The sequence below is a fragment of the Pseudoalteromonas sp. UBA6610 genome (assembly GCF_002433295.1).
In the GTDB taxonomy this organism is placed as follows: Bacteria; Pseudomonadota; Gammaproteobacteria; order Enterobacterales; family Alteromonadaceae; genus Pseudoalteromonas; species Pseudoalteromonas atlantica.
Window position 1 is genome coordinate 1 of sequence record NZ_DJHW01000031.1, and the last position, 16,856, is coordinate 16,856.

Consider the following 16,856-nt stretch of genomic DNA (forward strand, 5'->3'; position numbering starts at 1 on the left):
TCAACGAGTAACACATTATCAGCGTGAACTTTTTTCTGGATAAGCTTACAGACATTATCTAGGATAACCGAGGCTTGGCCTTCATTTCGTGTCATTGTATGTTCCTTAATCTATTACTGCTTTTAGTTAAGCAGAATATTTGTACAGCCATTTATTAGCGTGGAGTCAGTTAAATTCTAACCCTTTTAGCGCTAATAAACAGCCTTTTCGATGAAAACATTTTAAGCATTTCAGCTATTTGGTCATCTATTCACAAAATATAGATATAAATGACCATTACAGGTCATTTAGGAGCACAATTATTCACTTTATTTTTTCTGGTCGGTCCACAGCAGACTACCAATTGCGGGTAATAGCAGTACCGCACCTAACATATTTACTAAAAACATGAAGGTAAGCAGTATTCCCATATCTACTTGAAACTTAAGATCAGAGAATATCCACGTACTCACACCTATCGCAAGGGTAATACCGGTAAACAATACAGCACTGCCACGCTCAACAAGGGCATTACGGTACGCCACGCTCAGCGGTACGTTTTGCTTAAGTTGGCCCATCATTGAAGAAAGTATATAAATACCGTAATCCACACCAATACCTACACCTAAGGCTATAACAGGTAAAGTAGATACCGTTAAGCCAATTTCTAATTGCACCATAAGTGCTTGTGCAAGAGTTGATACAATATACAGAGGTAATACCACTGCGATTGTCGCTTTTACGCTCTTAAAGCTTAACAAACACAAAATAATAACTGCGCCGTAAACGTATAGCATCATCGGAATTTGCGCCGCAGACACAGACTCGTTTGTTGCCGCCATCACCCCTACAGGCCCAGACGCTAACTTAAAGGCTAACTTGTCTGTGCCTTCTTCTTGTGCAAATTGCTTAACACGTTGAATAACGGTATCGATTGTATTTGCTTTGTGATCATCTAAAAATATAATCACCGGCATGACTGAGCAATCACCATTGAGTAACCCTGTGCTTGTTTCTACACGGGCTGTTGATTGCACTAAGCTGGCTGAATTACGCGGTAAGCTTTGCCATTTTAAGTTACCTTCGTTGTAACCTGCGTTAACCGACTGCGCCACAGAGCTTAAACTAACCGCCGATTGTACGCCTGGCACGTTTTCTACCTTGTACTGAAAACGGCTAATGCGCGCCATCACATCGTGCTCTGTACAGGCCGCTGGGTAAGCCTCAACAATCACTTTTAAAATATCCGACGAAATGGTGTATTTGTCCGATATTAAAAAAGTATCTTGATTGTAGCGAGCATCTTGATGCAGCGAAGGCGCACCTGCATGTAAATCACCAATTCGCATTTTATCTGCTTGCCAGTAACCTAATGCAAATAACACCAGCGTAAAACCAATAATCATTTTTGCGGTTTTAGGGTCTGTGGCTTTTACTAATAAATCGCGTATCGCATCTAGCATATTTGGCTTTTGCGCATCGCCTGATTGAATATGCACAGTGTTGGCAAAATTCATATACGAGGCCCACACAGGCAATAAAATTAAATTAGTAAATATAATAACCGCAACACCTAAACTTGCTGTGATCGCAAGTTCACGAATAATACCTATATCAATAGTCAGCAGGGTTAAAAAGCCCACCGTGTCTGAAAGCAGCGCAATACCACCAGGTACAAGTAATGCTCTAAAGCTTGATTGACAACAAATGCGGGTACTTTTGCCCTCACCTACTTTTTTACCAATGGCGTTGATCATCTGCACGCCGTGGCTTACACCAATCGCAAATACTAAAAACGGCACCAATATAGACATAGGGTCGAGTCCAAAACCTAAACTATACAATAAACCCATTTGCCAGATTACGGCAATAATTGAACACGCTATAGGTAAAATGGTGAGCTTTAAACTGCCACAAAATAGCCATACCATAATAAAGGTAAAACCAATGGCAATAGCAAAAAATAGCACAACGCCTTTTGCCCCTTGAGCAATATCGCCGGCCATTTTGGCAAATCCAATAATATGAATACTGACTTTATCTGTACTTAAAGGCTCTCTTACTTGCGTTTCTAACTTATCTGCAAATGCGAGTGTATCAAGCTTTTGCTGAGTTTGCGGGTCGGTTTCGAGTAGCTGCGCGGTCACCATGGCACATGAGTAATCGCTGGCAATCATTCGCCCTACTACTTTTGCTTTTTCAATGTTTTCTTTAACTACCGCTAAACCCTTTTGGTCAGCTTTAAAGTTTGCAGGAATAATTGGGCCGCCAGCAAAACCATCTTCAACCACTTCGACAAAGCGCGCACTGGGCGCAAAAATAGAGTTAACTAATGGGCGGTTTACACCAGGAATAAAATACAGTTGATCGTGTACTGCTTTTAATTGGGTGAAAAATTCGGGGTTAAAAATGTTGCCACTGTCATCACACACCGAAATTAAAATGCTATTTGCGCCACCAAATTGTTTTTCGTGTTTGGTGTACACTTTCATGTATTCATGATTTAGCGGAATATTTTTGTTAAACGAGGCGTCTAGTTCAATGTGAGTGGCTTTATAGCCTAAAAAACATGTGATTAGCGCAAAAGCGATCAACATGATAGTACGGTGTCTAAACACCGCCTTTTCTAAAAAATCTAAAAACGTATGCATTAAGGGTTTAACTCCTTCACTTTAATGCCATCTTCTGTTGCCATGACTAATTTATTATTAATTATTACGCCATCAAGAATAGCTTTACCATCGGGGCGTTGTTCATGTGTAAGTAAGCCGTCTTTTAAATGAAAGATCACACCACTATTTGCCAGCAGTAACCAATGCTCATTATTATAATTTATAATGTTATTAACCGTGGCCGTTTTAACATTTTCAAAATGCTGCCATTGTTGTTCATTTTTATTTTTAGCAAATACATTTCCTCTGAGCCCTGCCACAATCTCTTGCTGCGGATCTGATGCTACCGCAAAAAAAGAACCTGGGTAAATTTCATCAAGGCGTTGCCATGTTTGACCATTATCACTGCTTTTGGCCATTAACCCCATTTCACCGACTAACATCAAACCACTGTCTGTTTTTTCAATACGGTTAAAATGAGGCAGTATAGATGTTGTTTCGGCCTCGTAGCCTTGAGGATCATTTTCTTTTAAATCATTCAAATACTCTCTGTCTTCACTAAACAGTAAAGAGTCTAAAAAGCGTTTATGCCAGTGCTTGCCGCCGTCACTGGTTTGATAAAACATGCCATAAGCGCCCACAGCAAAACCATTTGACTCATCTTCAAAGTAAATATCTAAACACGGCTTATCAAGCTCTGGCTTTGCTTGTTGTAATTGCCAATTTAAACCACCATCGGTGGTATTAATTATGGTGGCATCGTGCCCGCACGCCCACCCGTGGGTGTCATTAGAAAAATCGACAGCCGTTAACAATACCTGTGTAGGGACGCTTTGCGCTTGCTGCCATTGCTCAGCGTTTTTGCTTGTTATTACCGTACCGTGCTTACCTACAGCCACTAAAGCAGCACCTGTATTGGTAATATCAGTTAGTAGGGTTTTATTTGCGTTAATTGCGCTAATAGCATACTGAGGTGCATCTTGTGCAATACTCGCACCGCTTATGATCAGGCTGGCATATACCAAATACTTCATAAATTTTAATCGCCTTGAACTGAAGAATTGTTTGTCTGTTTGCTGAGGAAAATCCTGCGTGTCGTATAGACAAACGCGATGAGAAAGAAAAAAGCAGCTAACGGGCTGTTAGCTGCATATTACGTTGTTATCTACCTTCACGGCGTAATGCGCTTGAAGTAAATTCGTTATCGTTAAACGACTCTGAAAAGTCGTACATTTTTTCTTGATTATCTAAACCAATAGCTAAGTAACGGCGCGAATTTAAATCATGATACACTTCTAAGGTACTCCACTGCGTAGGTACTTCGTAGTAGTTTAAGCCATATGCCATTGCTACACGATAAAGCTGGTCGCGATTATCATAAATATCGGTCACTTGTACTTGCCAGCTATCTTCATCAATATAAAACACGCGTTTTTTATAAATATGGCGTGTATCATCTTTTAAGTTAGCTTCAACCACCCATACACGGTGCTTTTCATAACGCGTATGCTCTGGATTAATGTGGCCTGGTTTTAAAATATCGTCGTACTCTAGTTTATCACTGTGTAACTTGTAGCTATTGTACGGAATATATAGCTCTTGCTTACCTTTTAACGTCCAGTTGTAACGGTTAGGTGAGCCATTAAACATATCAAAATCATCGGTAGTACGTAAGCTATCTGCGGCTGTACCTGGTGCGTCATATGCAACATTTGGTGCACGACGAACACGACGCTGACCCGAGTTATATGTCCACGCTTGGCGAGGCGTTAAAATTTGATCCATGGTTTCGTGTACAAGTAGCGCTGTACCGGCAAGGCGTGCTGGCTCTGTCACCTTTTGCTTAAATTTAAACAAAATGTTTGAGTCTTGAAGCTCTGCAGGGGTCGCTTTAGGATCTGAATATTTAACCAATAGTTGTTCATCAAAGCCTACATAGTTATACGAACCCGATGCGGTGGGTGCAGCTTGTCCACCAAAACGCTCTATTGATTGTCCACGATAGCGTAATAAGTGATTCCAGATAGCTTCTAAGCCAGATTTAGGAATAGGAAATGGAATACCAATTGCGGTATTTTTTATTCCGTTGCCACCTTCAATAAGCTCAGCCGTTGCAGCAAACTCTTTTGTTGCATCGTATACAAACTGTGGGTAAGACGCAGAGCGGCGCGTTTCATAAACAGGCATTTTAAACGTATCTGGGTATGCTTCAAACAAAGCAATTTGACCAGGGCTTAAGTTAGCTTTGTACTTATCAAGGTTTGTTTTATCAATGGTAAACAATACTTTGTCCGCAGAATACGGGTCTAAATGGTGCATCCCTGGTTCATAACCTTCAGGTGCAGATATTATACCGCCATTCCACGCTGGAATTGACCCATCAGCATTGGCTGCTTTTTCTGCGCCAAATGGCGTTAAGTCTTGTCCTAAACGTGCAACTTCTTCAGCGCTCATTTTTGCCATTGCCGCTGAACTTAAAAACATGCTACACAAAGCGGTAGCGATGAGGGTAGGTTTTTTAATCATACTAATATTACCCCTAAATTGAATATTTTAAATTGAAAGAAACGTAGTCACGATCTGAGAAAGTATTGATATCGCCACCACCCCAAAATGAGTTGTAGCTCACATCAAGTGACCATGCATTTTGGTAATTAAAGTTCATTGTTACACCCAACGATTTACGGTCTTCAATAAACAAGAACATAGGATCAGGTGTGTTACCGTTTACATCATGAGAAAATACAAATCGTGGAGAGAAGTTAATACCATTGTAAAGGTTAAAGTAATCACCTTTAGCAATTAGGCGATAACCCCAAGATGAGGCAGTTGCAAACGACTTTTCTTCTGGGCCATTAGAAAGGCCTAGTTGTAATGTTGTGTAGTCAGTAGTGCCTGGGCCTGTGATCACACCGCTGCGACCTGTACCCGACACATTTAAACGCATTTCGTCGTAATCAGGCATATCATGAATTTTCACAGCACCTACTTCACCTACTACAGCCCAGCTATCAGCACCTAATGACGGGCCAAATAAATGTGTTGCAGTAAACTGAATTTGTGATGTGTCGCGTTCAATATAACCTTGTGCAACTTCACCTGCCGCTACAGAGCTAATCGCATCACCAAAACTCATTTGCGAAATACCCGCAAAATCTGGGCGAATACCGGCAAGCGCCAATTGTTCAGGCATGGCGGTATAAAGTAGCTCTACATCGTCTATTTGTAATGGTTCGTCTTTACGAAATGCAAACTCACCAGCAAACGCGGTTTCGCCAATTGTGGTGTTAAAGCTTAAACCGTAAAGTTTAATATCTTCTGGGTAATCATTTTCTGCTTTTGAAAACGCAACTAAATCTGCCACGTTGTCATCTGTAATTTCTGTTGTTGCAATCATCGCTAAATCTTGTGCGATGGCAGCTTGCGAAAAGTTAGATACACGACCAGAAATTAGCGGACGTCGACTATGGTAGTTAACGTGATATAACGCCACTTCTGTGTCGTTCCACTCTGGTAAAAATACACCTAAACGTAAACCATATTGGCCGCCGTCATCTGGCTCTGTTTTACCGTTATCGCCTTTCCCCTTAAGCGCAACTTTAGTTGGGTGAGCTAAATACATGTTTGCAAGCAGGGCTTGACCTTCAGCACTTGTTGGGTCAATACCCTGTGCAGCGGCTATCTGAGCAAAGTTAGTATAAAGGTTATTAAGGCTGTCGGTTAAAAAGGCCATATCAATGTCAGGGTTAGAAGTAAAACCTAACTGTACATTTTGCTGATAGCCGTTTTCTGCTGCAAAGTCATTGGTAGAAAAATAAGTACCCGCAGCCGGTAGGCGTGTTTCATGCCATTGGTACTGATAAAAACCTTCTAAAGTAATATTTTCAGTGATCCCTAATGACGCCCAAAGCATACCTACAGGAATAAATGCTTCTTTAAGCTCAGCACCTGGCGCTTTTAAGCGGTCAATATCGACCGGGTTTACGTTAATACCATGAGAGATAAGTGTACTCTCACCCCAGTTAACTACTTGTTGACCAAGGCGAATTGACAGCGGGTTATTGCCATCGTTTAAGTCAAAATTTGCCCAAACGTAGGCATCTAATAAACGAATGTCGGCACAGCTTTGCTCTTTTGTGTCGTCATCATCACATGGATCTACGCCTTGTCCTGAGGTTGGGTTAACGTAGGCTCTATCACCATCCATTAACTCAAAATCGTAAAAGTACATAAAACGTGTGAATAAGCCGTAGTTATCTTTACTAATTGAAAGGTCGTGTGTTCCTTTCAATAATTTTGAAAACGAATCACCGCTATCAAAATTAAGATTACCTGCATCGCCATTATTAGAGTAAGACCCTGGTTGAGCCCAAACATCTTGAGAAGAATAAATTGTATTTAATGAAGGATTATACCCAGTCCAATCAAATGCAGGATTATTGCTTTTACCAATAATGTCGAAATCTCTGTCTTCAACACGGACGCTTTGACCATAGGAAAAAGTTGAGTCGAAGGTGACATCAAAGCCCCCTACCTCAAAATTTGCTGCATTCGCTGCTGCAGATAAACCTAAGCTTGCGGCTGCTAAACCTATAGCTATTTTGTTTTTAACAAAAAGCGATCTTCTTATCATTGTGTATCCCCCCTGTCGTGGGTAATTATGTGTGATCAAGTTATTGTTTTTAGTGTAATCTTAACGATAGAAGCGATTATAAAAAATTACAAATGGTCGCGTTCAATCAATTATTATATTTTTTGAGCTGACGTTTACGTATTGGTAAGACGTCATACCAGATAATTTATACACGTAAATTAACAATAGAACAAATTGAAATTAACAAAAAGATAATATTTTTATGTATCTATAACATAAAAACAGCAGGTTAGGCGATACGTTCGAGGCGAATAAATTTATTCTCGGGGGTAAGTAAAAGTCTAAAACGCCCTCTTATTCCTATAGATGAAATGTAAGGGCGTAAGTGCGAGGCGGCAAAACGTATTGTTTTACCGTTATCCTCAACCACTTGTACTGAGCTAAAACGACCATGGTAGTAGTCCATGCATTTGTTATAGCTCAGGTGTAAAGAGAAGTAATACTCAATCATTTAATTAAGCGCTTTTTCAACCTTTTCAAATAAATCAGCACTTAATCCTTCAAGGTTTGCTAAGCGTTGCAACTGTGCTTTCATTGCTTGAGCACGGGTTGTGTCAAAGCGTTTCCACGACATGAAAGGCGTTAACATTCTAGAGGCATTTTGCGGATTAATCGCGTTTAGCTTAATAAGTAAATCACCTAATAATGCGTAACCTTCACCATCTTTTCGGTGAAATTGTGCGGTATTAAAATGACTAAAGCTGCCCACTAATGCCCGTACACGATTTGGATTTGAAAAATCAAAGCTAGGATGCGCGTACAACGCTTTTATATTCTCAATAGCATCATCACCAGATTGCATAGCCTGCAGCGCAAACCATTTATCCATAACTAAAACATCATGACGCCACTGGCTATCAAAATGATCTAACAACGTTGTTCTTAATGGGTGTGATGCTTTTACTACCGCACTTAATGAAGCTAAAACATTGGTCATATTCGGTGAATCTGCCGATTTTTTAATAAAGCGGTCAACTTGCTCAGAAGGTATTTTAGCTAAGTAATGTAGACAAACACCTTTAAGCGCTCTTATAGCCACTGCATCTGCATTTATACTGCCATCATCTACTAACGAGCTGTAACAATGTAAAAGCTCATCAGATAATTGCTCGGCAATCTGTTGCTCAAACAACCTTGTGATTGTAATGATTTCGTCAACAGGAATTATGTCAAACTCAGCGGCAAACGTGTCAAAGCTTGGCAGTTTTATAAGCTCTGCTACCAGTGCTAAATCGCCACTTTGTGCGCTTATTAACACACGTAGTGCATTAATAACGTTTTCACTTAGTGTTGCGTGTTCAGGTGCTTTGACTGCTTGCTTAACCGCATTAATAAATAACTGCTGCTGCGCATCCCAACGCGAAAAATCGCTGCGCGCATAACGCATAATATGCAGTAAATCAGGTTCTGAATTTTGCTGGCTTAAAATACAGGGCGCTGAAAAATCTTCAAGTAGTACAGCCACTGGGCGAGCAGGTATTTGATCAAAGTAAAACGTTTGCGTTGGCGCAGTTACGTTAAGCACGTGGTCGCGTTTTTCACCTTGATAAGTAAGTGCAATACTTTGCCCTTTTTCATCTAATAATTCGATGGCAAATGGAATGTGAAGGCTCTTATTATCTGGCTGATTTAGCGGAGCTGATTGCTCAATTGTTAAAGTATAAAGTTGCTTATCGTGATCATATTGCTGTGTTGCATTTAATCGTGGTGTACCTGATTGGCTATACCAACGCTTAAATTGCGTTAAATCTATGCCTGAAGCATCACTCATTGCAGCAACAAAATCATCACAGGTAACCGCTTGACCATCATGGCGTTCAAAGTAAAGCTGCATCCCTTTTTGAAAGTTAACCTCACCTAACAGGGTGTGCATCATTCGGATAACTTCAGCCCCTTTATCGTACACCGTTACGGTATAAAAGTTATTCATTTCGATAACTTTTTCAGGGCGAATTGGGTGCGCCATTGGCCCCGCATCTTCACTAAACTGATGTGTGCGCATTACTTTAACGGCATCAATGCGGTTAAGTGCGCGTGAGCCTAAATCGCTACTAAATTCTTGGTCTCTAAATACTGTGAGCCCTTCTTTTAACGATAGCTGAAACCAATCTCTACAGGTAACACGGTTACCCGTCCAGTTATGAAAATACTCATGACCAACAATCGACTCTATCGTGTGATAATCTTTATCGGTGGCGGTTTCTTGGTTAGCCAATACGCATTTACTATTAAATACATTTAGCCCTTTGTTTTCCATTGCTCCCATATTGAAAAAATCTACGGCAACAATCATGTAAATATCTAAGTCGTATTCTAGGTTAAAGCGCGTTTCATCCCAATGCATGGCTTTTTTTAATGAGTTAATTGCATGTGGTGTTTTAGATAAATTGCCTTTATCAACAAATAACGCAAGCTCAATTTCGCGCCCACTTTTTGTTGTGTAAGTGTCTTTTAGTACATCAAAATCACCCGCTACTAATGCAAATAAGTAACTTGGCTTTTTAAATGGGTCTTGCCATTTAGCAAAATGGCGGCCATCAGCTGTTTCACCACTGTCAATTTGGTTACCATTTGACAGTAAATGCTTAAAGCTTTTATCAGCAATAATCGTCACATCGTATGTGCTTAGCACGTCAGGGCGGTCTAAAAAGTAGGTTATTTTTCTAAAACCTTGCGCTTCACATTGCGTGCAATACGCTCCACCAGATAAATACAAGCCTTCTAAAGAGGTATTTGTATCAGGAGAAATTTCAGTAACAATTTTAAGCTGGCATGTGTGAGGTAAATCATTAATGATTAGGTGCTCACCTTCAATCTTATAATTAGTATAAGCAACATTATCTACTTGCAGCTCCACTAATTGTAAGTCTATGCCATCTAACACAAGCGCTGAGTTTTGATTTGTTGTTCTTTTAAGTGTTAGTAGCGCCGTCACTTTTGTATTTAGTGGTTGTAAGTCAAAAGTGAGTTCAGTGTGCTCTATAGAAAAATTAGGCGCAGTGTAGTCTTTTAAGTATTGCGCTTTTGGCTTTGCTGAAACAGTCATAGTTACTCCAACTAAAGCTCCTTAAAAAAGGAGCTATTTAGATTTAAGCAGGTTGCTTGGGTTCAATGCGTAAAATTTTAATGCCTACGTACGCATAAATAATGGCTAAGAAAGGGTTTATTAAATTAAAGAAAGCATACAAGGCATAGTCAAATGGGTTTATTAATAAAACGCTTTGCATGTACGCACCACAGGTATTCCACGGAATTAGCGGGCTTGTTATTGTGCCGCCATCTTCTAAAGTACGCGATAAATTAACGGGCTTTAAACCACGCGTTTTATATTCTTCTTTAAACATACGACCTGGCACTACAATAGCAATGTATTGATCAGCCGCTATTAAGTTGGTGCCCACACAAGTAGCAATGGTTGATGTAATAAGCGAGCCTGTGCTTTTTGCTATTTTTAAAATGCTCTTAACAAAAATATCTAATAACCCGGTTTTTTCCATAATGGCACCAAACATAAGAGCCGTCATGATCAGCCATGTTGTAGTTAACATACCTGCCATTCCGCCACCACTGAGCAATGAATCCATTTTGTCATCACCCGTGTCGATGCTAAAACCATCGAAAAAAGTCGTCCAAATAATTTTAAAATAACCAACCAACTCACCCTGAGAAAGGTCAATTTGTGTCGCAATTAAATCAGACTGAAACAACATTGCCCACACAGCACCAATTACAGCGCCAATTGAAATAGCCGGAAACGCTGGCATTTTTTTAATAGCTAAAACTAGCAGCACAATTAATGGAATTAACATTTCAAAGCCAATATTAAAGTTTTGCTCTAAAATCGCTGTTATTTCGTCAATCCTGCCGGCTTCGTTAGAAGCCGTTGCATTAAAGCCCATAAATATAAAAATGATTAATGCAATGACAAAGCTAGGAACAGTAGTCCATAACATGTGGTGAATATGTTCAAATAAATCAGCTCCAACAACAGCCGGTGCTAAGTTAGTAGTTTCAGAAAGCGGACTGAGTTTGTCACCAAAGTAAGCACCCGAAATAACCGCCCCTGCCGTCACAGTTTGATCAAGCCCTAACCCGGTGGCCACCCCTAAAAGCGCCACACCTATGGTGGCAGCTGTGGTCCAAGAGCTACCTATACTCATTGCAACAATGCCACAAATTAAGCAGCTTGCAGCGTAAAACCAGCTTGGGTTAATAACCTGTAAGCCATAATAAATGAGCGTTGGCACGGTGCCCGACAACAGCCAAGTACCAATTAAGGCACCCACCATTAATAAAATTAAAATAGCCCCCAATGATAAGGTAATACCTTCAATCATGGCTTCTTCAAGCTTTTTCCACGTATAGCCATTTTTTAGCCCTATTAGTGCCGCAGCAAAGGTGGCAAATAATAACGCTATTTGGTTAGGACCTGATGACGAGTTATCGCCAAATAAATATACCGCTGCGCCTAAAAGGCAAATTAAAACAGTGATAGGAACAAGTGCATCAAAAAACGAGGCGGGTTTAATCGGTTTTTCTAAAGGCTTCAAAATAGTGACTCCTGCACACCACATATCGTGGCGTGGTTATTTATTATTTTTAGCGTATCAGTGCTTTTTTTAAGCCACAGTAATGTAACTCAATTTAGTAATTCGCGATTATAGCAATTTAGCGAAATTTAGGTAACAAAAAAGGCGCAAAAAGCGCCTTTTAAACGGGGTAAACACGTGTTTATTTTTTAGCGATACGGCCAAAGTTAATGTAATCTTGAGTGATCAGTGCTGCCTCTTCTAAGAAAGGGTCAAGCTCTTCAATTACCTCAGGTACATCATCTAGGTTTTCTATTGGCTCTTTACCTAAACGCTTTAAACGCTCATTAGTGCGCGCTAGAGTACGTGCTTCATTTTCATCTTTTTCTTTAATACGGTCTGCTTCAACTAAAGAAATAGTTTTGCGGTCTTTCTCTTCATTGTAACGGGCAATATCATCAAATACGTAACCAAACTCTGGCTCTGACTTAATACGTACTTCGTGCTGTTTTTCAAGATAAGTGATTACAGGCGTTAAATTACCCTGCCTATTGTACTTAGCTCGTACTATGCTATCCCACGGCAATGCATTATCTTGCTTGCTCTCGCCCCATTCTGCTGGGTCTATCGCAGAAGGAAATGAAATATCAGGAATAACCCCTTTATGCTGAGTGCTGCCGCCGTTTATACGGTAAAACTTAGCAATAGTGTATTGTACGCTACCTAAGTCATTGTCGTATAAATCGTACGCACGACCTAAGCCTTTGTGCTGCTGAACCGTTCCCTTACCAAAGGTTTGCTCGCCTATAATTACTGCGCGGCCATAGTCTTGCATTGCGGCGGCAAAAATTTCAGAGGCTGAAGCACTGTAACGGTCAACTAAAACAGTTAATGGGCCATCGTAGTAGGTAATTCCGTCACGGTCTTTTTGCTCTTCGATACGGTTATTTAATGTATGAATTTGTACAACCGGACCTTGGTCAAAAAACAAGCCTGATAGCTGTGTAGCTTCATATAATGATCCACCGCCATTTTGGCGCAAATCAATAATAATACCGTCTACGTTTTCTTCTTTAAGTTTAGCTAATTCAACTTTAACGTCTTTTGAAAGATTGTTGTAAAAGCCTGGGATCTCAATAACACCAATTTTTGAAGTTAAATTTGAATAACTCGCTTCAAATACTTCAGATTTAGCAGCCCTATCTTCTAAGCGAATTTTATCACGGGTGATTTCAACTACTTTAGGCGTGCCATGTGCATCAGAGCCTTTAAGATACTGTAAACGTACCTTAGTGCCTTTAGGGCCTTTAATTAAATCAACTACATCATCTAAACGCCAGCCAATAACATCAACAAACTCTTTTTGATCTTGGGCAACACCAATAATTTTGTCGTCAGCTTTTAGCTGCTCTGTTTTATCGGCAGGTCCACCTGGTACTAAGCTGCGAATAACGGTGTAATCTTCATCTGGGCTTAAAACGGCGCCAATGCCTTCAAGCTCTAGGTCCATATCCATTTTAAATTGTTCTGCGCGGCGCGGCGATAAGTACGACGTATGCGCCTCAATGCTTCGCGCTAGCGAGTTCATTACAATTTGAAATGCATCTTCTGAATTTGTTTGCACTAAACGTTTTTGTGCATTTTTATAACGCTTAGTAAGGACCTCTTTGATCCCTTCCCAATCTTTGCCTGTCATTTTTAAACGTAAGGCATCGTATTTAACGCGTTCACGCCAAATTTCATCAAGCTCAGCTTGCGATGCAGGCCATGCTGAATCTTCACGGTCAAAAAAGTATTCATCGTCTTTATCAAACGTCATTTCTTTATCTAGTAGTGATAAAGAGTAATCATAACGTTCAAAACGGCGCTTTAAGCTTAAGTTAAAAATATCAAACGTAAAGCCAAGCTTACCGGTGGTAATAGCATTATCAAAATCGTTGCGGTATTTTTCAAACGCAGCAATGTCGCTTGCTAAAAACACACTTTTATTAAAATCAAGGGATTCGATATAACGATCGTACACTTTGCTAGAAAGCCCATCGTTAAATCGAACCGGTGTATAGTGTGAACGAGCAAATAAGTTAGCCACTCGTTTGCTGGCAGTGCCATGTTGACTTTCTTGTTTAAGTACAGGCAAGTCTTCAAGTTTTGCCGCTTCTACGGAAGCGAATAAAGAACCCGAAAACAGGGCAGCAACTAACGGAATGAGCGTAAACTTTTTACTCATACACAACTCCTTAATTTATTTACAACTTAAATAATGTATAAGCTGTCAGCTTTGGTTTTAACTTGCATGCCAGTTACTAATTCAACATGAACTTCGTCTTTGTTTACTTCAGTAATCACCGCATTTACAAGTGCTTGGCCAAGTTTAACCTTAACCTTGTTATTAACCTTGACCTCACTTGCAGGTAAAGGTTCAACTTTTCCTGAACGTTTAGCAGGGGCTGCTTTAGCTGGTTTGTTAGCTTGTGCATTGTTTTTACTAGCGTGGGCTGGTTTTTTCTTGAAAGATTTAGAATCTGAATCTTGGCGTGGACGCTGTTGTTTTTTGCGTTTTGCCATTTTAGCACGGCTTTCTTCTAGTGCTTTTTGAGCGTGGTCAATGTGCTCTTGCTCAACTTTTTCACCTTGATTGCCATCAAGATCAATACGAAACTCTGACTTAGTCACAGCTTCTAAATAACGCCAGTTAGACGTGTATTTTCTAAGCGCTTGACGTACTTGAGTCTTACTTACTTTTTCAGACCCTTCGATACGCTCGGCAATATCTTTAAAAATACCGACTTTAAGCGGTTTAATACCGTCTTTTTGTTTAAAACATTGTGGAAATTCTTGATAAAGAAATTCCAGCACTTCATTAATATCTTTTAGCTTGTTTGTGGTTTCCATTTTAGAACCTATTTTTCACATCTTTTCATCAAGGGACGAGTCAACGTAGTGTATTACCCAGTCGATTAACTCTTCGAAGTCGGCTTCAAGTACAGCCAAATCACCTCGAAGGTGTTCCCAAATACCATTTATTATTTCATCGATTGATTCACAATCTAAATCATCTGGAAGTTTATCCCAGGCTATGTGAATCAAATCATTGAGCGTTTCCGCTACATGTTCTTCTTCTCCTTCCCAATCGCCTACATCTTGTACTGCGAATAGGTAGTCTTGAACATTTAGCAAGTCTTTCATTATAAGCTTGCCTCTAAGCATTTAACTAATGCTTCAAGACCTGCTTGGTCATCAGTATCAAATCGACCAATAGTTGGGCTATCGATATCAAGAACAGCAACTATTTTATCATTTTTCATGATAGGTACAACAATCTCAGAGTTAGACGCTGCATCGCAGGCTATGTGGCCATCAAACACATGTACATCTTCGATTAGTTGAGTTTCTAACGTTGCTGCAGCCGTACCACACACCCCTTTACCAACAGGGATACGAATACACGCTGGATTACCTTGAAAAGGCCCAAGCACTAATTCACTTGGCGAATCCATAAAGTAAAAGCCCGCCCAATTTACATCTTCTAATGAGGTAAATAATAGCGCACTTACGTTAGCCATATTAGCAATGACATTAGATTCACCAGCAATTAGTGATTCAGTTTGCTTAACTAATGACTGGTAAAAATCGTGCTTTTGCATACCAAACTACTTCTTATTAAACAGACAGTAGCTAAAGGTACTCTTTGTCGTGAAAAATTGAAACCTTTTACAGGCAAAAAAACAGAAATAGCGCCGTTTTTCAGCACGCTTGATTAATATTTCTGCAATTATTTTTTTGATGTTTTACGCAGGCCAAATAAAAATAGTCCTGCGGCAAAAGCGGCCATTACACTATTAATTAAAAATATCTCGCCTGTTGTAGCACTGAGTAAATAACTAAATATTGCGCCACCGAGCAGCCCAAGAGTCAGTACACCTGAATAATTCACTTTTGCATACTTAAACATAAGCAAATAACCCGGTACGACAAAAGCGGCCATAGTCAGTCCAACAATATGTGCGTTCGCGATTGCACTCATCAGTAGTTGTAAAAAAATGGTAGCCGCATCGCCATTCATAGTGAGCCCATAATAAAGGCCAAGTAAACTACCAACAATCACAGGGGATAATAAAGAAAGCGCGACACTTTTGGCTAGTTGATGTTTCATATAAGTTCCTAAATACACACTACAAACATTATCTTAAGCATGCACCAAGTTCTTAAGGTTAGAAACAGAGACTATGGTCGTAATTTATGATGGGAAAACAAGCACTCTTTAAACTGCTGTAACTCGGCATTTTAATTTTATAAAAATATACCTTAGCGTTTCTAGTAAGGGTATTTAGACCTCTTTGCAAGATGTGATAATTTGAAGATTTAGTTTCTGCTGCGCTGTTTAATGAATGGTTTAATAAATGGTTTTGCTAACTAAAAACAAACACGCATTGTGCTGCCAACCCACGCTTACTTTGAGCTGCTTAGTCGCCTATAAGACAAAGTTCACTACCTTATAGGTGTTATCTTCAATATAACCTAACCTTTAGATTTCAATATTAAATACGTTCTTCAAGTAATGACTGATTTACGCATAGCCAAGCGTCATAGGTATACAGCACAGTAAAGCTGCAAAAGTGATGATGTATCGTTAATTGTGTCAAAAGGTTGGAATACAAATAAAACAAACACCGTTATCAATGAGCATCATTGCACGATAAACAATAAGTTTTCTTGAAGGTAAATCATCCTTGAGCCACAACATACTATTTTAATAAGCAATTTTAAAATCTAAAAAATAAAAGCAGCTCATAAATATGTTAATAATCTATTAATAGCGGCTAATAGCAAACCGAAATGGGCAAATAAGCGAGGAAGCCTAAGGTGGCCTGATAATAAAGCGTAAAAACAAAAAAGCCCGCTAAAAAGCGGGCTTTAATATAATGGTGGAGAGATAGGGATTTGAACCCTAGATGGGCTACAAACCCATGCCGGTTTTCAAGACCGGTGCATTCGACCACTCTGCCATCTCTCCGAAAGTGCTATAAATTACAAGTAAGAGTGTACTCATAATTATTGTAATAAGGTGGTGGAGAGATAGGG

General features: G+C 39.8%; 12 protein-coding genes and 1 tRNA gene. All 13 read right to left on the reverse strand.

All coding sequences use genetic code 11. The annotated features are described in order from the left end of the window. Positions 1-308 precede the first annotated feature (308 nt). Positions 309-2,630 (reverse strand): efflux RND transporter permease subunit, encoded by a 2,322-nt coding sequence (locus B4F91_RS04820; RefSeq protein WP_288635395.1) that lies wholly within the window; start codon positions 2,628-2,630, stop codon positions 309-311. Then, a complete protein-coding gene (locus tag B4F91_RS04825; protein WP_286936217.1) occupies positions 2,630-3,625 on the reverse strand; it encodes a WD40/YVTN/BNR-like repeat-containing protein in 996 nt (331 codons plus the stop codon). Before B4F91_RS04825 ends, B4F91_RS04820 begins: the two co-directional genes overlap by 1 nt. A 127-nt stretch (positions 3,626-3,752) precedes the next feature. Continuing rightward, on the reverse strand, positions 3,753-5,117 hold the full coding sequence (locus B4F91_RS04830; RefSeq protein WP_286936216.1) for a DUF1329 domain-containing protein: 1,365 nt from the start codon (positions 5,115-5,117) through the stop codon (positions 3,753-3,755). Positions 5,118-5,130: 13 nt separating this feature from the next. Further along, positions 5,131-7,224: a DUF1302 domain-containing protein gene (locus B4F91_RS04835; protein WP_286936215.1), complete on the reverse strand. Its 2,094-nt coding sequence runs from the start codon at positions 7,222-7,224 to the stop codon at positions 5,131-5,133. A gap of 250 nt (positions 7,225-7,474) precedes the next feature. Further along, positions 7,475-7,696, reverse strand: coding sequence for a DUF2835 domain-containing protein (locus B4F91_RS04840; protein ID WP_024033528.1), 222 nt, complete (start codon positions 7,694-7,696; stop codon positions 7,475-7,477). Next, the gene (pepN, locus tag B4F91_RS04845; RefSeq protein ID WP_286936213.1) at positions 7,697-10,291 is read right to left on the reverse strand and encodes an aminopeptidase N; all 2,595 of its coding nucleotides are present in this window, start codon (positions 10,289-10,291) and stop codon (positions 7,697-7,699) included. A gap of 43 nt (positions 10,292-10,334) precedes the next feature. Beyond that, positions 10,335-11,795 (reverse strand): Na+/H+ antiporter NhaC, encoded by a 1,461-nt coding sequence (gene nhaC / locus B4F91_RS04850; RefSeq protein ID WP_286936212.1) that lies wholly within the window; start codon positions 11,793-11,795, stop codon positions 10,335-10,337. 181 nt (positions 11,796-11,976) lie between these two features. Continuing rightward, positions 11,977-14,001, reverse strand: a complete 2,025-nt coding sequence (prc, locus tag B4F91_RS04855; RefSeq protein ID WP_248442228.1) for a carboxy terminal-processing peptidase — start codon at positions 13,999-14,001, stop codon at positions 11,977-11,979. 26 nt (positions 14,002-14,027) lie between these two features. Beyond that, entirely contained in the window at positions 14,028-14,666 is a 639-nt protein-coding gene (gene proQ, locus B4F91_RS04860) for an RNA chaperone ProQ (RefSeq protein ID WP_004586712.1), read from the reverse strand. Positions 14,667-14,681: 15 nt separating this feature from the next. Beyond that, positions 14,682-14,960 carry a hypothetical protein gene (locus B4F91_RS04865; protein WP_004586713.1) on the reverse strand — a complete coding sequence of 93 codons (279 nt, stop codon included), beginning with the start codon at positions 14,958-14,960 and terminating at the stop codon, positions 14,682-14,684. Next, positions 14,960-15,418, reverse strand: coding sequence for a GAF domain-containing protein (locus B4F91_RS04870; protein WP_264389433.1), 459 nt, complete (start codon positions 15,416-15,418; stop codon positions 14,960-14,962). The genes B4F91_RS04865 and B4F91_RS04870 overlap by 1 nt, the downstream gene beginning before the upstream one ends. A 128-nt stretch (positions 15,419-15,546) precedes the next feature. Further along, positions 15,547-15,927, reverse strand: coding sequence for a hypothetical protein (locus B4F91_RS04875; RefSeq protein WP_004586715.1), 381 nt, complete (start codon positions 15,925-15,927; stop codon positions 15,547-15,549). A 770-nt stretch (positions 15,928-16,697) separates the two neighbouring features. Next, positions 16,698-16,788, reverse strand: a tRNA-Ser gene (locus B4F91_RS04880). Positions 16,789-16,856 lie beyond the last annotated feature (68 nt).